This is a genomic window from Cryptosporangium aurantiacum (assembly GCF_900143005.1).
Classification (GTDB): Bacteria; Actinomycetota; Actinomycetes; order Mycobacteriales; family Cryptosporangiaceae; genus Cryptosporangium; species Cryptosporangium aurantiacum.
The window spans coordinates 151,275-169,091 of the sequence record NZ_FRCS01000015.1 but is presented as its reverse complement, the minus strand read 5'-3'; the positions used below and the strand labels follow the sequence as shown (position 1 = coordinate 169,091).

20 protein-coding genes are annotated in these 17,817 nt (G+C 69.4%); 16 read left to right on the top strand and 4 right to left on the bottom strand.

Features of this window, described 5'->3' with window-relative positions:
* Window positions 1–99: 99 nt before the first annotated feature.
* Window positions 100–1,230, bottom strand: a complete 1,131-nt coding sequence (locus BUB75_RS35075) for a hypothetical protein (RefSeq protein WP_143175619.1) — start codon at window positions 1,228–1,230, stop codon at window positions 100–102.
* Between the two features lie 269 nt (window positions 1,231–1,499).
* Here BUB75_RS35075 and BUB75_RS45755 point away from each other — a divergent pair, with 269 nt between their 5' ends.
* The 4 genes from BUB75_RS45755 to BUB75_RS45750 all read left to right on the top strand — a co-directional run bounded on the left by BUB75_RS45755 (window position 1,500) and on the right by BUB75_RS45750 (window position 5,765).
* Window positions 1,500–1,697, top strand: a complete 198-nt coding sequence (locus tag BUB75_RS45755) for a hypothetical protein (protein WP_143175618.1) — start codon at window positions 1,500–1,502, stop codon at window positions 1,695–1,697.
* A 131-nt stretch (window positions 1,698–1,828) separates the two neighbouring features.
* A complete protein-coding gene (locus BUB75_RS35065; protein WP_084742100.1) occupies window positions 1,829–3,325 on the top strand; it encodes an HNH endonuclease in 1,497 nt (498 codons plus the stop codon).
* A gap of 20 nt (window positions 3,326–3,345) precedes the next feature.
* Window positions 3,346–4,398, top strand: a complete 1,053-nt coding sequence (locus BUB75_RS48635; protein WP_073263442.1) for a DNA cytosine methyltransferase — start codon at window positions 3,346–3,348, stop codon at window positions 4,396–4,398.
* Between the two features lie 545 nt (window positions 4,399–4,943).
* A complete protein-coding gene (locus BUB75_RS45750) occupies window positions 4,944–5,765 on the top strand; it encodes a hypothetical protein (RefSeq protein ID WP_143175617.1) in 822 nt (273 codons plus the stop codon).
* 93 nt (window positions 5,766–5,858) lie between these two features.
* Here BUB75_RS45750 and BUB75_RS35055 read toward each other — a convergent pair whose 3' ends face one another.
* The 3 genes from BUB75_RS35055 to BUB75_RS35045 are packed head-to-tail and all read right to left on the bottom strand — an operon-like array spanning window position 5,859 to window position 7,935.
* The gene (locus tag BUB75_RS35055) at window positions 5,859–6,290 is read right to left on the bottom strand and encodes an NUDIX hydrolase (protein ID WP_084742099.1); all 432 of its coding nucleotides are present in this window, start codon (window positions 6,288–6,290) and stop codon (window positions 5,859–5,861) included.
* Window positions 6,287–7,138, bottom strand: a complete 852-nt coding sequence (locus tag BUB75_RS35050) for a hypothetical protein (protein ID WP_073263439.1) — start codon at window positions 7,136–7,138, stop codon at window positions 6,287–6,289. Before BUB75_RS35050 ends, BUB75_RS35055 begins: the two co-directional genes overlap by 4 nt.
* Window positions 7,139–7,140: 2 nt before the next feature.
* On the bottom strand, window positions 7,141–7,935 hold the full coding sequence (locus BUB75_RS35045; RefSeq protein WP_073263438.1) for a GntR family transcriptional regulator: 795 nt from the start codon (window positions 7,933–7,935) through the stop codon (window positions 7,141–7,143).
* A gap of 177 nt (window positions 7,936–8,112) precedes the next feature.
* Between BUB75_RS35045 and BUB75_RS46705 the strand changes: the two genes are divergently transcribed.
* The 12 genes from BUB75_RS46705 to BUB75_RS34990 all read left to right on the top strand — a co-directional run bounded on the left by BUB75_RS46705 (window position 8,113) and on the right by BUB75_RS34990 (window position 17,764).
* Window positions 8,113–8,280, top strand: a complete 168-nt coding sequence (locus tag BUB75_RS46705) for a hypothetical protein (protein WP_178380062.1) — start codon at window positions 8,113–8,115, stop codon at window positions 8,278–8,280.
* Window positions 8,280–8,477, top strand: coding sequence for a hypothetical protein (locus tag BUB75_RS35040; RefSeq protein WP_143175616.1), 198 nt, complete (start codon window positions 8,280–8,282; stop codon window positions 8,475–8,477). Before BUB75_RS46705 ends, BUB75_RS35040 begins: the two co-directional genes overlap by 1 nt.
* Window positions 8,477–9,835, top strand: coding sequence for a hypothetical protein (locus tag BUB75_RS35035; protein WP_073263436.1), 1,359 nt, complete (start codon window positions 8,477–8,479; stop codon window positions 9,833–9,835). Before BUB75_RS35040 ends, BUB75_RS35035 begins: the two co-directional genes overlap by 1 nt.
* Before the next feature lie 96 nt (window positions 9,836–9,931).
* Complete coding sequence (locus BUB75_RS35030) at window positions 9,932–10,153, top strand: hypothetical protein (RefSeq protein ID WP_073263434.1); 222 nt, start codon at window positions 9,932–9,934, stop codon at window positions 10,151–10,153.
* A 96-nt stretch (window positions 10,154–10,249) separates the two neighbouring features.
* Window positions 10,250–10,975 carry a hypothetical protein gene (locus BUB75_RS35025; protein WP_073263432.1) on the top strand — a complete coding sequence of 242 codons (726 nt, stop codon included), beginning with the start codon at window positions 10,250–10,252 and terminating at the stop codon, window positions 10,973–10,975.
* 86 nt (window positions 10,976–11,061) lie between these two features.
* The gene (locus BUB75_RS35020; protein WP_073263430.1) at window positions 11,062–12,801 is read left to right on the top strand and encodes a hypothetical protein; all 1,740 of its coding nucleotides are present in this window, start codon (window positions 11,062–11,064) and stop codon (window positions 12,799–12,801) included.
* Window positions 12,802–12,822: 21 nt separating this feature from the next.
* The gene (locus BUB75_RS35015; protein ID WP_073263428.1) at window positions 12,823–13,614 is read left to right on the top strand and encodes a hypothetical protein; all 792 of its coding nucleotides are present in this window, start codon (window positions 12,823–12,825) and stop codon (window positions 13,612–13,614) included.
* Window positions 13,615–13,701: 87 nt separating this feature from the next.
* Window positions 13,702–15,705 carry a hypothetical protein gene (locus tag BUB75_RS35010; RefSeq protein WP_073263426.1) on the top strand — a complete coding sequence of 668 codons (2,004 nt, stop codon included), beginning with the start codon at window positions 13,702–13,704 and terminating at the stop codon, window positions 15,703–15,705.
* Window positions 15,706–15,970: 265 nt separating this feature from the next.
* Window positions 15,971–16,252, top strand: a complete 282-nt coding sequence (locus tag BUB75_RS35005; protein ID WP_073263424.1) for a hypothetical protein — start codon at window positions 15,971–15,973, stop codon at window positions 16,250–16,252.
* A 67-nt stretch (window positions 16,253–16,319) separates the two neighbouring features.
* A complete protein-coding gene (locus BUB75_RS46700; RefSeq protein WP_073263422.1) occupies window positions 16,320–16,538 on the top strand; it encodes a hypothetical protein in 219 nt (72 codons plus the stop codon).
* Window positions 16,539–16,583: 45 nt separating this feature from the next.
* Complete coding sequence (locus BUB75_RS45745; RefSeq protein ID WP_143175615.1) at window positions 16,584–17,252, top strand: MazG-like family protein; 669 nt, start codon at window positions 16,584–16,586, stop codon at window positions 17,250–17,252.
* Window positions 17,253–17,302: 50 nt separating this feature from the next.
* Entirely contained in the window at window positions 17,303–17,764 is a 462-nt protein-coding gene (locus tag BUB75_RS34990) for a single-stranded DNA-binding protein (RefSeq protein ID WP_073263418.1), read from the top strand.
* The last annotated feature ends 53 nt before the right edge of the window (window positions 17,765–17,817 follow it).

Genomic DNA, 17,817 nt, shown 5'->3' with positions numbered 1-17,817 from the left:
CGGAAGATCCGCTCAAGCCCCAACCACGCGACCCGACTGGTCAACGCCGTCCAGACCCTCATCCTCGCCGGCTGAACCCAACTGAAAAGGGCTCACTGGTCAGTTCGACGGCCGCTCGAGTTGTTTCTCGATCGCGGTGGCTACGACCCGGAAGGCATCCTGCCGGAGCCCTTCCGGAAGTAGCTGCAGAGTGTGCGGGATCGCGGCGCCGCCGTCGCCGTAGTCATCGACTGTGCCGTTGGCGTGCCGGGCGATGTCCATGGTCACGTGGTTGAGCTCGTAGCGGCTGAACCACTTGTGCGTCTCATAGGTGTCGGGTCCGAGGCCCATATGGCCCACGCGGAAGTCTGACGGCACCCGGAACCCCTCTGGGGTCTTTGAGTGCGAGTGGAAGTAGCTGAGCATCAGCAGGTATTGGAGCTCGCGGTCTTCAAGGACGTTGATCCAGCCGTGGGTGAACAACTCGACCGGGAGAAGGAAGTGACCTTCTCGTTCGCCGGGAACCTCGTAGAGGTCGTTGGGTCCTACGGCGCGCTTACCGCTCTCGTTGTTCAGTAGAAAGCCAGCGTGCTTGTTCCGTGGCGCGGTGCCGTTGGGAAGCGAGACGAGATCGAGCCTGTGCATCAGGTCGATCGCGTTGTAGAGCTGCCGGGCCTTCTTGTTCGCCACGGTCATGAACCTGTTGCCGTTGTGGTCTGTCGCGTCCGTGGCGAGGAAGTCGGCCCAGCCGATCTCGTCGCCGGAGGCTTTGAGTGGACGCCGGTTTTCCGGCCGGGCACCTGTCTTGGTATGCGTCTGCGCCTCGAACAGCGCGATCAACTCCAGCCGAAGGCCGGCACCGCGTGGGGTCACCAATTGGGCGGATGGCGGTCGATCTTCCTTGGCAGGGAGTTTCCGGTCGGACCACTCCCCGGGTGCTGGGCTGGATCGAGCGACGAACGTGTCGCGGACGCGGACTGATCCAGACTTGGCCACCACGCTGTTGGTGCTGCTCGCTTGGCCCACCTTCATGAGGCTCGTCGTGGCCCGGCTGTGCGACTCCTCCGCGTCGTACAGCCGGCGAAGCCGGGTATCGAGGCGGGCGCGTTCCCTCGGCGACGGCGGCCTGCTGAGGTCGATCATGATCATGTCGATGACGCTCTCGGTCAACCGGGGACCTACCTCGAACGGGCTCTCGCCGGTGAGTTGTGTGGTTTCGTTCAGCACGTTTTGACCCGTCTGAGCGGCCATCTTCGCGTCTTCTTCTCAGCTTGCGACGACAGTCGGATCAAAACGTGGTTTCCACGGTACACGACAGTTTGGCGGTGGCCTTCGCCGTCGGTTTCATGGGATCACGGCCGAGCGGATACCCGCGACGGCCAGAGTCCCGGCAGCCAGCTTGGGCGACGTCATTCCCGCACCGCGGCGCAGGCTCACGCAGCATCGGTGCGGCCCCCGGGCGTTCACCCCGGGAGCCGCGGTGCGGATTCACCTACGCCTTACAGCAGGGAGAGTTCCGCATGTCTACAGTACGGCGAGCAGATCAGCAGACCGCGGCAACGCCGCCCGAGGAGCCGCGGCGGCTGCCGCTGCGGTGGGCCATCATCGCGATGGTCACGGCCGCGGCCGTGACCGTGACCTACGTCGCCGGTGGATCGGTGGCCGCAATTTCGGTCGGCACCGCAGTGCTCGCTGCGGCGCACCGGATCCTCGACTAAGCGGCGTGCGGCCCTCGTCCACCTTCAGGACGAGGGCCCGCCGTCCGAGTGAACCGGGGCTCGGCGATGCGGAACGCGCGACGCGCAGCTGCGCGGCCGAACTGTCACACACGCTCCGTACAGTGCCGCGCATGAGTCTCGCAGGGGTCAACCGTCCCGACGTACTCGAGGAGCTCGGCTCTTCGGTCGGCGCAACTGACCAGAGCCAGTCAGTTGCGCCCGGAGTCGGCGACAGGCCCATGACCGTCGAAGACGCCGTACATTACCTGGCCCGGCTGCGCCTTCGCCGAGCCGGAGGTAGTGCATCCGTCCACCAACCGATCGTGTTGCTTTGGGCCGCGGTGCGCGCGGCTGCGGGCGAGCCGAGACTCGTGCGATGGGACTCGGTCCGCACGGACCTCAGTAAGGCCATCGTGGCCCAACTCGACGGCGACAGTCGCGAGGCAAGCGCGGCATACCCCGTCCTAGCGCTCAAAGCATCGCCCTTGTGGGATCTCGAGGCTGCACACCAGGCGCCGCCCGCGCACGGCTCCGGCGCTGCTCGCTGGCTCAACGACCACAACCCGCAGTTCGGACTCTCCGCGTCGACTTACGCCCTGCTGGCGACCGACGCCGACGCGCTCGACCGATTCGCCCTGGCAGCCGTCGACAAGCTCGACGGCACCCGCGCCCAGCAGGTCCTCAACGCGTTCGGCATCACCGTCGCGAGGCCAGCGGACTCGTTGCCGCCGCCCCCTGTCGTCGGGCAAGCCTTTCCCGGTCGGCGGGCGATTGCCGCCGTCTGGGGAGGCAACTTCCAAGGCGGCATGGCCACCTTTCCTCGAGAGGCCGAACGGGTCGTCAACATCTTCAGCGACGACAACGGCCCGTACCCGGATCGCCGAGTCCCTGGCTCGGGGCGCATCGAGTACGTCGGGCAAGGCCAAGAAGGACCTCAGAAACTCTCTGCGCAGGGCAACGCGCTCATGGAGTGGACCCGGGCGGAAGGCAAGGCGGCGCGGTACTGGCACCGCCCGGTCGACGGACCCTTCACCTTCGAGCACTGGGTGACCATCGTTGGGCGGCACCGCGAGTGGCAGCGCGACCGCAACAACCAATGGCGCATCGTCTACGTGTACGACCTCGCGCCGGTCGGTTCGCCCCATCCCGAGGAATGGCCGATCGACGTAGCCGCTGAAGTTGCAAGCCGCAGCATCGACGACACGGTGCCGGCTGCACCTCCCGACACGACCGCCCTCGACGCACCGACGCGCGGTGACCTCTATCGCAATCTCACGGCGCGAGCGACCGCTCGCAGTGGACGCCCGGCCGGCGTACGGACCGCCACCGAGTACGCCCGTTCCGCCGCGGCCCGGGAGGCCGTGATCCTGCGGGCGTCCGGCTCGTGCGAAAACCCCGCGTGTACCGGGATGCCCTGCGACGTTCGTCCGGACGGAACCGCACTACTCGAGGTTGACCACGTCGAGGACCTGGCCAGAGGTGGCCCCGACGAGCCCGTCAACATGATTGCCCTCTGCCCGAACTGCCACGCGGCGAAGACGCGAGGCGCCAACCGAGCAGCGCTCCGCTCACGGCTGCGAGTAGTCGCGCGACGAGCCCACGCGGCAGCGCTTGAAGACGCCCAGTAAGTTCGAAAGGAGGATCTGCCTTGGCGCGGTGGAGAACTCTTGACCTGTTCGCTGGCCCTGGCGGGCTGACGCTGGGCTTCCAGCAAGCTGAGGTTGGTTTCGCACCCGCATTCGCAGTAGAGATCGAGTGGGCGGCTGCACGAACCGTCGAGCGCAACCTACATTGTCCTGTTCACAGGGGACCAATCGAGGAGATTAAAGAATTCGGCGACGTTGACATCATTGTCGGAGGACCGCCATTTCGAGGGTTCGAGTCGCTGGGCCGCGGCCGAGAAAATCCGAGCCGGTCATATACCAACTCCCTCTGGCGTCACTATCTGCGAGCCGTTCGACAGGTAAAACCTCAAGCGTTCGTTTTCGAGATCGCGCCTCCCTTTCTGCGTTCGGAGGAGTTTGGCGAGTTTCGGCAGCGAATGGCAGCGGACGACGTTCTTAAGTCCTACGCTTTTGCATCGGGTGTACTGGATGCTGCTGATTATGGAGTGCCCCAGCACCGGCGATGCGGAATTATCGTTGCTGTACGGGACGCCGACGAAGTGCCGTGGCCTCCGCCGCCCACTCACGGAGTCAACTCGCCGACCGGCGCGCCGTACGTGACTGTGCGGGACGCAATCGGGGGACTCCCTGAGTATCCCGAGCGCAGCGACATTAGTGTCGACCCCGACCGGAAGCAGAATCTGCACTTCGGTCGAAATCTGACAAGTGTTGCCGTAGAGAGGTATCGCGCTATCCCTCCCGGTGGTAACAGGTTTGACCTGGCTCGCAATCAACCCGATTTGCTACCGCGGTGCTGGCGAGGACGTCCTGCCGGGTCGGCGGATGCGATGGGCAGGCTCTGGTGGGATCGTCCCTCGTCAACCATTCGGACGGAATTCTTCAAGCCCGAGAAGGGCCGCTATCTTCACCCGGAGGCGAACAGACCAATCACGCATCGTGAGGCCGCGCTTTTGCAGTCGTTCCCGTCCGACTTCGAGTTCGAGGGAACTAAGATCCAGGTTGCCCGACAGATCGGGAATGCTGTTCCGCCCTGCCTTGGCGCAGCCATAGGGCGGTTTGTAGCCGCTCAACTGTAGGCCCGCGGGCACGTACTCCCGAGATTGCCTCTGCGGGATCAATGGGCATATGGTAGGGCCGGTATCGGGCGTCGAGCGAGGCGGTCCGCGCTGCGGAGGGTTAGCTCCATGCCTGCCTTCCCGTCCCCCTCCTCCGATGGCTAGTCGCCGCACAGTCCGGCGGAAACGGCACGGTACAAATGTATCACCTCATATTCTCGGGGGACCGCGTCTTCGTGGCGCTATTCTGTAGGCGCGCGACACGGTTTTGACATAGTCCGCGAGGAAGGACAGCACCCATCTTGCGACTGGCCGTTATTCTTGCTGTTCCGACCGCATCGCCGTCGCCCACTCCTTCGGTCTCGGCGTCCGTCACTCATCCCCAACTCTCGCCGACCCCCGCTGGCACCATTGTCCCGGTACCGTCGACGTTCGATGCCACACCCCTATTGTCTACGATTGTTCAGTCCGCGGCGGCCCTTGTCGCGATCATTGCAGGCCTACTGGTAGCGCGCCTGGTAGCTATAACGAGTGAGCAAGCCAGCTTGCAAAGAAGGCTTGACGAGTTGAAGGAACTGGAGGAACGTCAGTTCAGCGATCACCAAGCCGCAAGGAAAGGCTTAATAGATCGGGCTGGGGAAGACTTTGTCGATGAGATACTCGATGATTTCTTGGATAGCCTCGGAAAATTGGAGTTCGCCGAGGCGTACCAGAAGGTACTGCCGCCATTCGCCGCAGATGAGATGCTACCCTATTTCGAAGAATTGCAGGAGAAGAATGCTGGCGTGCTCGATGCCATTCGGAGGGCCAATCTCGAAGAAAGGCCGGAGGACTGGGAATCGGGGGGCAGGGATCGGTTCATCTCGTCGCTAGCGAACCATCGCAGTCGCGAGATCGCCGACCACTATCTGAATAAAATCGGGAAGATATGGCGCGACCGGGAGTCAAGCCTGAAGGGTATGTTTCCGTTTTCGCTGCCTCCGGTAAATATCGCCAAGCAAACCATTTTCCATCGGCAGGCTAAGGTGGCGGCGTTTCGCGATCTAGAGCGAACTGAAGTCGCAGCGGCGAGTGCTCTCGCTAGCACGCGCCTCCAGATTGAACAAGTTTCCCGGTCGCTGATAAGGCTTGGTCACCCGCGGGGCTTGCGGCTCGCGTTCACCTTCCTAGGGGCGATTGCGATATTCGGAATCGTAGTTCCGCTGATTCAGATCGCGCTGGGATCGAACTCGCTCCCTCCAGTAGGTCGGTGGGTATATACCGGTCTGTTTATGGCAAGTGTGGTCCTATTCTTCGCCTACCTGGCATGGGAAATGCGCAGGGCATGGACGCAGGCGGACTCGCTGGCCAAAAATGATTCGCGGCCTGCCGCCAAGCCTTCTGACTAACGATCGTCGGCAGCGGAGGGAAGTCAACGAGACTTGAGACGGGACGATCACTGCGCCAAGTAGGCAGTCACCGAGACGGAGAGATCGATCTAGTCAGCGGTCGATCAGGCGCATGCCGTCATGGCTTCGGACGGCGGGAGCGGTGTCGCTGTTGAGTGCATCGAGAAGCCGAATCGCAAACGCCGGATCGGACCGTTCCCTAATTGTCTTGGCGTCCCACCAATCGATGGCGGCAGTCTCGTCGCTTAGCGTTTCCGTGCCGGATACTCGGGCGGCGCGGAAGACCAGTGCGACGACTCCGAGGTTGAGGTTCTTGTATACGCCGGAGAGCCGTTCCGCCCGGATTTCGAGCCCGGTTTCCTCGCGGACCTCACGTGCGAGCCCTTCCGTGATCGACTCGTCGAGTTCGAGAATGCCGCCGGGCGGCTGCCACTTGCCATTGTCTCGACGCTGGATGACGAGCACGCGGTCCCGGTCATCGACGATCGCGGCGGCCACGCTGACCGAGTGGCGCGGAGTAGTCACGGCCGACCTCCCTGAGTGTCGAGGATGGCGAATGCTGCGGTGGCGTCGTCGTGTGCCTTGCCCCGCGGGTGGCGGTCTCCTCTCGGGTCGAGCGCTTCAGCGGTGCGAACGTCACTGATGACCGATGCCGGTCCGGCGGTCTGTGCTCGGTCGAGTAGTCCTGACCAGCCGTAGAGGCCGAATACGTCCACCGCGCGGGATGCTCCGTCGCTAAGAAGCGCCGCGCGGGTGAGTCGCTCCCGTCCGATGGTGGGCACGCTGCCCGTGACTGCGTGCTGGCCGGCCTCCGGGATCGCTGCGGCGAGCCAGTAGCCGCCGGGCTGGTTGCGGTATGGCCGCTGTGCCTCTACGAGCGCGAGTACCTGTGCGCGGTGCTCCGCGGTTCCGACGGGAGCGGTGCCAGCGGCAACCGCCTCACGTTCGCGTGCGCTGGTCTGGCGCAACCGGTGATCGGTGACCACCTCGACGACCCCGGCTCGATCAAGCACGAGCGGGCTATCGGATAGCACGAGCCAGTCGGCCCGGCCGGTGGTTGTGCGCAGCATGCACACGGTCGAGGACGGCGTGCCGGGATGGCTTAGGTCGCAGAGCCCTTGGTGGTCTGTCCTTATTTCGGCGATCGCAGTCGAGACGAGGTCGCAGAGGGTGTCTGCCGGACCCGCAGCGTGGGCCAGAGCAAGACGCGTGGCCAGGCGGCGGACGTACCAGGGCGTGCCATGCACACAGCCCGTCTCCAGTTCGGCCGGCGCGGTGACGCCGTCGAGGACGCAGACGAGTTCGGGCAGGGCCAGGACGTAGTCCTCGTTGACGACCCCGGGGGTGGGCTCTGTGGCGAAGCTGACCTGCATGTTCAGACCTCCCCGTCCACTGTCGGGTACTCGTCGGCCGTCGGGTCGTCCCAGTCGTATCGGAGCCGCCAGAGGTTGCCCGGCATCACGTGAAGTGCGACCTCAACCGGCCGGTCAGCGGCATCCCATGCGATGTGCGTGATGTCGATGACAGGTTGACCGCCGTCCAATTCCAGGAGGCTTGCTTCGTCATCGGTGGCCGTCCGAACGGTGACTTCCTCGGTGAATCGCACTGGTCCGTGTCCCAGTTCCGCAAGGCGGGTGTAGGAGCCGCCCCGACCTACGTTCCGGTTGAGGAGTTCGGTCCCCTCCGCGATGTCCCACGGGATGTAGGAGTCCGCCAGTTGCGTCGGCTCATCGTTCGCGAACAGGTGGCGACGTCGAACAAGAACCGGTGCGCCGGTCTCGATGCTCAGCACTGTCGCCACCGCGGCGGGGGCTGGCACCCGTCCGATCTCGACGTACTCGGTTCGCGGCGTCAGGCCGAGAGCCTTGATCTCGACGTCGCCGGCACCGGTTCCCTGGTTCCGCGCCGCATAGCGCTTCTTCGCGTCCCGCGTCACCTGGGGTACGCCGCGGATGAAGGTTCCGAAGCCGCGGCGGACTCGGACTAGCCCTTCGCTGCGAAGCAGGTTCATCGCCCGGTTGATCGTCTGCCGTGACACGCCGAGTTCGGCGGAGAGTTGCGGCTCGCTCGGTAGTGGCTGGTCAGCGGTGTAGGTGCCGTCGTGGATCCGTTCGCGTAGCAGCGCTGCAACCTGCTGGTACTGGGCCTTGGGGGGCTGGATGGCCGCCAACTGATTTCAACTCCCTGGATGTAGGTCATCCTCCACCGTTTGCCCAGCGTAGAGGGCAGCGAGTTGAAGTGGGGATATTGGAAGGGGATGGAGGACATCCTCCAACCCTCTTGCGCGTCGGTCAATGGGGATGGAGGATGCCCTACATCCCCTTCCGACGAGCAAGGAGCGGAACCGATGGAACTCGTGCACAGCACGCCCGCCGACGAATCCGACCGCGCGTCGCGCGATGCCGGATCGATCCCGGTCGAGACGGCCTGGATCGAGGCCGACCTCAACCTGATCGCGGCCACTCGGGTGCGGTTCGCCGCGGCCGACGGCCTGTACGGGTGGGAGGCGGCCTGATGACGCTCTCCCTGGCAGTGATCCTCGTTCTGACCGTGGTCGCGCTGTACTTCCTCGGCCGGACCACGGTCCTCACCGCACTGATCTGCATGGCGGCCGGTGTGGCTCTCGCGCCGACGCCGATGGGTCCGGTCTTGCTCATGGTTCCGCGGGCGCTGATCACGGCGCTCGGCGCCGGATTCTCGGCGGTGTTCTGATGACCACCCCGACGCGCCACGCGCACGCCGCCACGGATCGCTCGGCCGCCGAGCTCCGCACCAAACTCGCCGCCGAACGCGACCTCGACGCCATGTGGCGCGAAGACGCCCGTGCCCGGCGCGCTGGTGCCATTGAGCACCGCGACGCGCTCGCCGACGTCGAGGAGCGGGCCGCAGCTGCGAAGCGCGCCCGCCGTGAGCGGGCGACCGACGCCCGTGAAGCGGAGAGGCTCAACGCGCTGCACCGGCGGGCGACCCGTTCGGGGGAGCGGGCTCGGCTACGCGCTCGGATCCTCGGGTCGGCCGAGGTCCGTGCGCTGCGGGTGGCGAAGGTCCGCACGGTCACCCTCGCGGTCGGTATCCCGGTGCTCCTCGCGTTCGCCGCGTGGTCGACCACCGGCGTGCAGGCCGGCGTGGTCCGGCTGCTCAGCCTCGATCACGGGTCGGCGGCGTGGTGGGCGGCGTGGCTGGTCGAGCCGGCCGCGATCGCGGTAGTCGCCGGGATCATCGTCGGCCGCGCGGTACTCCGCTCGTCCGGTGGGAACACCGATTGGCGGGCTGCATTCGCTGAGTGCAGCTTCCTTGGCGGCTCGCTGGCGCTGAACGTCCTCGGTGGCTGGCCGGCCGGGTCCGGATGGGACGGGTTCGCCACGGCGCTGCCGCACGCGATCGGCCCCGCCGGTGCCGCCGCGACGGCATGGCTGATCGGCCTCTTCGACGGTTACGTGTCCGCCGCCCGCCCGTGGGACGGCGCCCCGCGCCTGGCCGACCTCACCGACGTCGACACCCTGACCGCCGCCGCGCGGGTCCCGGCCGCGGTGGTCCCCGAGACGGCCGAGGACCAGCCGATCGTGACGCCGCCCGCGCCCGTCGAGGCGCCCGCGGAGGACCGGACCGAGGACCAGCCTCACCCGGTCACCTCGGCGGCGCCGACGGTCCCCAAATCGGTCGCGGCGGTCCTCGACCTACCCACCGCGCCCATCCCCGAGCCGCTGTTCATCGTCCCTCCGAAGCGGGACGACGTGCCGCGACGCCCCGCACCGGTACCGGTGACCGCACCGCTGTTCACCGGTCCCGCCGGTCCTGACCTTCGTCCTCACGACGCCGCAGACGCCTACCCCGGCGACCGGCTCCCGGTCGACGTCGAGGACCAAGAGGACGCGTTCGAGGACGACGCGGAGGGCACCGACGTCTCCCCGGAACTCCTGGCGCTCGGCCGGTGGATCGCCGCGCAGTTCGCCCGCGATGACGTGCCGCTGACCCGCGCCAACCTCCTCGACGCCCTCCGCCGGTACGGCCGGGGCATCTCTACCGACCGCGCCACCGAACTCCTGCGGCAGCTCAAGCCCGCCGCGTGACCGCGATCCGCTCCCGTCCCCGGCCCGGCCGGGCGACCGCTCACGGCGGAACGGGAGCACGCACCGCCCATTGTCCCCTCGACCGAGGAGCCCGTCATGGCACAGCCCACCACCACCGACGCCCCGATCACCACCACCCACCCCTACGCCTACTGGGTCCATTACGGCTTCGTCGGTGGCGAGGGCTCCTGCGACTTCCGCCGGAGCGCCCCGATCCGCACCGCCGCTGACGTCCACGAGATCGCCGACCTGATCAGCGACAAGGTCGGCCAGACCGCGGTCGTCCGCTCCTGGCAGCAGTTCCCCACCGGCCACTGACCGGCAGCCCTCGCACCCGGTACCGGCCGGGCGACCGCTCACGACGGAGCGAGGGCACGGCACCACCCCATCCCCTTCTGCCTGTGGAGGCATCGCGTGAGCACCGACACCAACCCGCCGGCCACCGGGACCACCGAGGACGGCCGGCTCTACGACACCCACGGCAACCGCATCTACGACATGGACAACCCGGCCGACGCCGCAGCGTTCTTCGACACCAGCGACACCGAGGTCCGATACGAGCCGCGACACGAGGAGTTGCTGATTGGTGAGGCGTGCCGGCTGCTCGACGACACGGAGACCTACGCCGACGACGACGGATGGACCAGTCCGCGGGTCGCGCGCACCGACGGCGAGGCCGCCGCGCGGGTCCGTCTGGCCGGCGTGCACGCCGCGATTGCGACGGCGAGTGCCACCGATGCGCAGGCGTCGACGCTGGCGCTGCTCTCGGTCGACGTTGCCGACGGTTTCACCCGTCTCGCGGATGTGGCGGACCGGCAGTGCGCGGTCCTGGCCGAGCTCGCCCGGCACACCGAGGAGACCCGGCAGGCCGCCGCGGACCGGGCGGCGGCGCTGATCGACGCGGAGTACGCCGCGTCGACGTCCCGCGCCGGGTTCTACGCCCTCGCCGCGCTGGCCGTGACGGTGTGGGCCGCACTCGGCGGCCCGCGGCCGGGCTGGTCGTGGCTGCCGCAGGACGCGCTGCCTGGCTCGTTCACGGTCGTGGCCGGTCTCACCGCCGTGGCGCTGGCGGCGATCGGCGCGCTGATCACCGCGACCCGGTACGCCGAGGCCCGGCCCCGCTGGTCGGCCCGCCGCTGACCAGCCCGCCGAGTGCGCCGGGACGCGGCCACGACTTCCCAATCCCGTCCGCGTCCCGGCTCTCTCACCAGGGAGAGGAGTCCAGCATGACGGACATCATCGACCCGAACGGCGTGGATCCGGCCACCGCCGCGCCACCGGAGCCACCTGTGCCGCCGGTCGTCGAGCCGGAGCCGGTGCCGCCGCTGGTCTCCGATCTGCCGGTCGAGTCCAGCATCGACACTCAGTCGGCGCCCGTCGAGGCGTCGGCGGGTGGGCTGCCGGCATGGCAGACTCTCGCGCTGCTCGGCGGCATCGTCGCTCTGCTGACCGCTGCCGCGTATGCGGCGTTCGGCGTGAAGGGCGCTGCGGCATTGCTCATCGTCGCGGTGATGCTGTTCCTGGCCCGGATGCTCTGGCGCAGCCTGCGGGTGGTCGGGGCGCTGGTCGGCGGCGGTCTGCTTGCAGGTCTGCTGCGCAAGCTGCCCGGCCTGCGCGGGCTCACCGGCCGCGGCAGTGGTCGGCGCGGTGGTGCCGGTGGGGGCCGGTCGTCCCGGTTTGGGTCGCTTGGCGTGGGCCGGGGTCGCAGTTCCGGTCGCGGCGGGCGGCGCGCCGCCGGTGGTGGCCGGTCCGGCGGTCGCGGTGGTGGTCTCGGGGCGGCGCTGCGGGGTCTGGGACGTCGCGGCGCCGGTGGCGCGGGACGCCGTAGTGCCGGGACTGGTGGCCGGAGCTCCGGCGGTCGGGGCCGGAGCGCGTCCGGGCGCGGTGGCGGGTTCCCGCCGCGGGCCGGTGGGATGGGCCTCCGGCGTCGCGGTGGTGGTCCGCGCGGCGGCGGATCGGGCGTTGGCGGTGGTCGGGGCCGGAGTGGTCGCGGCAGCGCGGGCGCTGGGAGCGGTTCGACCGGTGGTGGCCGGGCGGCGCGGCGCGGCCGGGCCGGGCGGGCGCTGCGGGGTCTGGGGCGTGGCCTGATGTCCGGGCCGCGGGCTGTGGGCCGGGGTCTGCGCCGGGCCGGGCGGTCGCTGTGGCGTCGCGGCCGGACGGTGCCGCGGCGGCTGGCTCGCCTCGGTGGGCGGGCCGCGCGTGGGCTTGGCCGGGGCGTGGCCGCGTCGTGGCGGGCCAGCCGCGGGAACGGTCCGCGGGCGGCGTGGCAGGCCGCACGTGCGAACGTCGGGCGGGGGTTCCGGTCGATCCTGGTGGCCGCCGGTGCGGTGGTCATGACCGGGGTTCGCCGGGTGGGCCGGTTCGTCCGCGAGATGGCGGTCCGGGCCGGCCGGGCGATCTGGGACCGGATCACGCGTCTCGGCGCCGCGATCCGGGACCGGGCACGCCGCCTCGGCCGCACGGTCCGTGCGTGGGCTGTCCGGCATCTGCGGCGCGCGGCGTCGTGGGCGCGGCAGCTGGTAACCGGATGGGCCGGATCGTTCTGGAACTGGTTCCGTACCCGCATCCTGCGCCGCCCAGCACGGCCCGACGCGGGCTCGACGTCCGGATCGGCGGGTGACCCAGGCGGCGGGCCCGGTGGCTCCTCGACCGGCGGCACGATGGGCGACGGTTCGACGTCGAGCCGACCGACGCCGGCCGCGAACCCTTGGCCGACCGGGACACCGGCCGACCCGATCGGCGTTCCGGCCGACCTGCCGGAGCTCGCGGCCTACCTCGACACCGGCGTCGAGCACGCCAACTTGGTGGCCGCCCGCGGTGCCCGGCTCGACGCGTGCGCCAACTCCGACCTGCGGCTGACCCCTCGGCTGCGGGCCGCGATCGCCGACGCCTCCGACGCCTGCCACCTCGCCGCCGACGCGGTCAACGCACTGCCCGCCGCGCTTCGCGCTGACCTCGACGTCTGACCAGAAAGGAGGGCGCATCTCATGGCGATCACCCCCGATGACCTGTCCCGCGAGGAATGGGACGTCATCGCCCACGCCGCCGCGATGGGCGGATGGCTCACCGTCGGCTACTTCGAATCCGAGCGGGCCTACGGCCGGGACTTTCCCGGGCGACTCGAGGGATCGGTCTTCACCCTGGTCACCGGCGGTGGTCCCGACCGGTACGCGCTGACCGAAGCCGGTTGGACGCTCACCGACGAGATGGCCAAGCACCCCGCGGGCGCACCGGGTCACGTGCGGCACGTCTGCCCGGAGTGCGACGAACCGGTCGAGCACATTCCGCCGGACAGCGCTGGCACCGGCGCTCTCGCAGGCGGCGACCCGGCCCGGCAGGAGTGGTCGCACCTCGACGGCGAACCGCTCTGCCCGGTCGTCACCGACACCGGCTACCAGCCGGCCCTACCCACCCGCATCGACCCCCCGTCCCCCTCAACCAGCACCAACCCGACTGACACCGCTCCGACCGGCACCACCGCATCGACCAGCACCGCCCCGTCCCCGTCGAGCACCACCCTCACGAAGGAGGCACCCATGACCGCTGCCGCAAGCGAGCCGCAGGACATGCAGGAACTGGCCGCGTACCTCGACACCGGCGTCGAGGAGGCCGAGGCGCTCAACGAGCGCGCCCGCCGGCTGCAGGAGATCGCCGAGTCCGATCTGCGGCTGACCCCGCGGTTGACGACGGCGATCCAGCAGGCCGAGACCGCCTGCAAGCTCGCCGCCGAGGCGGTCGGCGAGCTGCCCGGCGTCCTGCGTTCCGACCTCGACGTCTGATCCATCCCACCCGATCCGGTGACCGGCCCCGCGCTCCTCGCGCGGGGACCGGGGCCGGTCACCCCGGCACGGGGAGAGGAGAGAGCAATGACCAGCTCCAACGGCAACGGTCAGTCGCCCCGCAACGGCCCTTACCTCGACTGGTCGGCCGGCTCCGGCGGACCGGGCTGGACCACCGCGGTCGGCACCGTCTCGACCGGCGTGTTCGGTGTCGCCGCCGCGCTCGGCGACATGGCCCCGTGGTGGGCGACCGCCGCCGGAACCGTGCTCGGCGCGGTCTCGGCCGGAGTCGCGTGGATGGACGGCGACCCGGTCCGGGACCGCGTGCTGCGACTGTCCAAGTGGACGTGCAGCGGGTCGTGGATCGCCTACGCCGCCACCGGGGATGCGTGGCGGCACGGGTGGGCGCCGTGGGTGACCCTCGGCGTCGGCGGCCTCGTGGTCGGCGCGCTCGCGTCGGCGTTCGAGCGGCGCCGCCCGGCTGGCCCCGCCGACCGGGCGCAGGTCCGCGCCGCCGTATCGGTCAGCGTCTCGGGGCTGGTCGAGGAGTGGCGCGAGCGGCTCCGGGTGGTGTGCCGGGTCGCGCTGCCGCCCGGCGCGATCCGCGTGGTCCTGTGGGCCAACGGCTACGGCTACGACGTCCACGCCGACCTGTCCTCGACCCGCTACACCTGGCGCGGCCTCAAGCCCCACGAGGACGCCCTGGCGGGTAACGCCCGGCTGGACAATGGCGGCGGGGTCGAGGTCACCGCGGGCGCGCACCGAGGCGCGGCGATCCTGCGGGTGTGCGCACGGGACGCGATGGCCGAAGAGCGGCTCTACCCGCTCGACGACCTCGCCGAGGTACGCACCATCAACGATCCGGTGCGTTTCGGCTTCCACCGCGACGGCTCCCGCGCTGAGGCGGTCATCCGCTACGCCCGCGTGATCCTGTGCGGCCCGCAGGACGCTGGAAAGTCCAACGAGCTGCAGGTACTCAACGCCGAGATCAACAAGTGCGGCGACGCGCTGATCCGGATCATCGACCTGTCCGGCGGATCGCTGGCCTGGCCGTGGATCCGCCCGTGGGTCGAGGGCCGGGCGTCCAAGCCCGGCGTGGACTGGATTGCCCCGACCGCCGAAGAGGCGGTGTTGCTGATGGAGGACACCGTGGGGGAGTCCAAGCGCCGTAAGCGTGACCTGCAGCACCTGATGATCGATGACGACAAGATCGCCGTCTCCGCGGAGGTACCGGAGATTTTCGTCGTGATCGACGAGGGCGCCGAGGTCAGCGGCCAAGCCAACTCCTCGGCGGCGAAGAAGGCCAAGGCCTTGATCGACGAACTGCGCCGGATCGGCCGGTCGGCCGGGATCAACGTCATCCAATGCTCGCTACGGCCGACTTCGGACATGACCGGCGGCGCAGCGGTCAAGAAGCTGTCCGGGATCCGCGCGCTCATGACCAGCCCGGACGCCAAAGAAGAAGGTGCCGCGCTGTTCGGTGGTGGTAAGTACCTCCCTGAGGACGCACCGTATGTCGGCTGCGGCTGGCTGGCCCGGGAGCGCGTCAGCGAGGGCCGCCCGTTCCGCGGGGAGCGGATCACCCCGGCCATCATCGACGCCCTCACGGTGGCGACCGCAGACCGGCGACCGGAGCCGTACTCGTCGCCGAACTACGCCGGGCGGTGGGAGCGCATCGGCATCACTCCGCCCAGCGCCGCCACCGCGGCGGCACCGGATCCGGCCGCGGGCCGGACGGCGACGGCGACCGCCGAGCGGCCCGCCGGTGGCGACCGGCCAGAGCGGGAGACCGGGGACATCGGCGACCGCCTCGCCGAGCTGCAGCGCCGCCGTGCCGAGCGCAAGACGTTCGACCGGATCGCCGACCTGTTCGACACCACCGAGGCACCCGACCCCACGCCGCGGCCGGACTGGCGAACCCGCCTGGTTGAGCTCCTCCGCGCTGCCGGAGAGGAGGGCTTGAGCGTCCGCGGCGCAGTCGCCGCGCTCAATGGCGAGGGCTACTCGATCGGCAAGACGGTCGTGCACGAGTGGCTGCAGAAGAACGCCCGCAGCGGTCCGACCGGCTACACCCTCCGACCCGACACATAACCCACCGTCACCGACCGCGGGGCCGGGTGTCCGCCTCGTGTCCGCTCCCGTCGGCACACCCCCGAATCACCGTCTCAGAGCGTCCGTCCGGGCCTTGATCCTCGGCGGACAGGGCGGACGGACATCCGGACGGACAGGGGGCGGACGGACACCTGGACACCCGGGGCGGACACCCCAACCGGACACCCCCGGCCGACACGAAGCGTAACCAGATAGCTCGCTGAAATACCCGAATCATTCCTTCGCACGGAGAGGCGCTACCGCCATGCCCGAAGCCGCTCTGGCCACCTCGTTCGCGTTACTCGCCGCTACCTCGACCGACACCGGCGGCGCCGCCCTGGCCCGCTTGATCGTGCTGGCGTTCGTCGTCGGGATCGTCGCCTGGTTCGGCTGGCGGATCTCGCTGCGCAAGAACCCCTACACCGCCTGCCGGTCCTGCAAGGGCCAGGGCATGAAGCACGGCCGGATCTACCGCCATGCCATGCGCCACTGCGGCGGGTGCAGCGGCTCCGGTCACGTCCTGCGCCTCGGCGCCCGCCACCGCTAACCCCCGGTCGCCCCGCCGCGGCCCCCGCTCCCCAAATTCCCGTTCCGGAACCCGCTTGGAGGCCCCGATGCCTACCGCCACCGCCGGCTACGTCGTGCACTGCCGCCCCTGCGAATGGCTCTCCACCGACCAGCCCACACCGCAGGCCGCGGACGACCTCGCCGGCACCCACGACGACACCCTCCACCCCGGCCACCGGCCGATCGCCACCGTGATCGCGCTGCCCGCCGGTGTCCTGCGCCTCCCGATCCCACACACCGGCCAGCCGCTCGCCGTGGCCGCCTGACCTGCCAAACCTCCACCCCACCTTTTAGTGAAGGGAACGGTCGTCATGACCGAGCACATCACCACTCCCACCACTCCTCCCGAATGGATGTGGGGCAGCCGCGCGCTCGCCCCGACAGCCGAACTGTTCGCCGTGGCGACCGCCGTGATCGACGTCGCGGCGTGGCTCGACCGGCATGACACCCGGCCGCCGATCGAGCGGAAGACCTTGCGCGTCCTCAAGGTCGCCGAGGAGACCGGGGAGGCGGTCGCCGCGTGGATCGGCGTCACCGGCCAGAACCCACGCAAGGGCGTCACCGCCACCCGCCGTGACGTGGCGCGTGAGCTGTCCGACGTCGCGTTCTCCGCGCTGACCGCCTTGCACAGCCTCGACGAGGACCTGCGCGGGCCGGAGCGCTGCGCGTGCGACCCGGTGGACGCGCTAGCGGAGGCCTACCAAGCGTGGCGCTGGATCAACGGCCACACCGAGACCGCTACGCCGCTGCCCGATCCGGACGTCACCGACTGGCTGCTCGACACGGTGGCCACCGCGGGTCACGCCGCCGCGGCGCTGCTCTACCCCGAGCCCGACCGCCTCATCGACGCCGCCGGCTACCTCGCCGGAGTGGTGACCTGCGCCTGCCTCGGCATCGCCGCTCTCGGCATCGACCCCAACACCCAACTCGCCGAGACCGCCCGCGCCGTCGCCGCGCGCATCGACGCGCCCGGCGCCTGACCCGCCCAACCGCCTGTCCAAACCGGCACCACTCCTGGAGGAAAACCGTCATGGCTAACGAGACCGTGATCACCCTGGTCGGCAACCTCGTCGACGACCCCGAACTGCGCTTCACCCCGTCCGGGGCACCGGTGGCGAAGTTCCGCATCGCATCTACTCCGCGGACCTACGACCGGACCACGAACGAGTGGAAGGACGGCGAGGGCCTGTTCCTGACCTGCAACGTCTGGCGGCAGATGGGCGAGAACGCCGCCGAGACGCTGCAGCGCGGAACCCGGGTGATCGTGCAGGGCCGCCTCAAGCAGCGCTCCTACGAGACCAAGGAAGGCGAGAAGCGCACCGTCTACGAGGTCGACGTGGACGAGGTCGGCCCGTCGCTGCGTTTCGCGACCGCCCGGGTCAACAAGGCCGCCCGCAGCGCCACCACCGAGACGCCGGCCGCGGCGGTGGACCCGGCCGCGGACCCGTGGTCGACCCCCGCGACCGCGGACACCGGCGAGATCCCGTTCTGAGCCCTGCCGGTGGACCGGTCCGCGCACCTGCGGCCGGGCCGGTCCACCGCGCA

Excerpts from the sequence above, each read along its gene's own strand:
- BUB75_RS35005 (WP_073263424.1), top strand. The coding sequence starts at position 15,971 with ATGCCCGAAGCCGCTCTGGCCACCTCGTTCGCGTTACTCGCCGCTACC.
- BUB75_RS46700 (WP_073263422.1), top strand. The coding sequence starts at position 16,320 with ATGCCTACCGCCACCGCCGGCTACGTCGTGCACTGCCGCCCCTGCGAA.
- BUB75_RS35010 (WP_073263426.1), top strand. The coding sequence starts at position 13,702 with ATGACCAGCTCCAACGGCAACGGTCAGTCGCCCCGCAACGGCCCTTAC.
- BUB75_RS35050 (WP_073263439.1), bottom strand. The coding sequence starts at position 7,138 with ATGCAGGTCAGCTTCGCCACAGAGCCCACCCCCGGGGTCGTCAACGAG.
- BUB75_RS45745 (WP_143175615.1), top strand. The coding sequence starts at position 16,584 with ATGACCGAGCACATCACCACTCCCACCACTCCTCCCGAATGGATGTGG.
- BUB75_RS35035 (WP_073263436.1), top strand. The coding sequence starts at position 8,477 with ATGACCACCCCGACGCGCCACGCGCACGCCGCCACGGATCGCTCGGCC.
- BUB75_RS35030 (WP_073263434.1), top strand. The coding sequence starts at position 9,932 with ATGGCACAGCCCACCACCACCGACGCCCCGATCACCACCACCCACCCC.
- BUB75_RS46705 (WP_178380062.1), top strand. The coding sequence starts at position 8,113 with ATGGAACTCGTGCACAGCACGCCCGCCGACGAATCCGACCGCGCGTCG.
- BUB75_RS35015 (WP_073263428.1), top strand. The coding sequence starts at position 12,823 with ATGGCGATCACCCCCGATGACCTGTCCCGCGAGGAATGGGACGTCATC.
- BUB75_RS35065 (WP_084742100.1), top strand. The coding sequence starts at position 1,829 with ATGAGTCTCGCAGGGGTCAACCGTCCCGACGTACTCGAGGAGCTCGGC.
- BUB75_RS34990 (WP_073263418.1), top strand. The coding sequence starts at position 17,303 with ATGGCTAACGAGACCGTGATCACCCTGGTCGGCAACCTCGTCGACGAC.
- BUB75_RS35075 (WP_143175619.1), bottom strand. The coding sequence starts at position 1,230 with ATGGCCGCTCAGACGGGTCAAAACGTGCTGAACGAAACCACACAACTC.
- BUB75_RS45755 (WP_143175618.1), top strand. The coding sequence starts at position 1,500 with ATGTCTACAGTACGGCGAGCAGATCAGCAGACCGCGGCAACGCCGCCC.
- BUB75_RS35020 (WP_073263430.1), top strand. The coding sequence starts at position 11,062 with ATGACGGACATCATCGACCCGAACGGCGTGGATCCGGCCACCGCCGCG.
- BUB75_RS35040 (WP_143175616.1), top strand. The coding sequence starts at position 8,280 with ATGACGCTCTCCCTGGCAGTGATCCTCGTTCTGACCGTGGTCGCGCTG.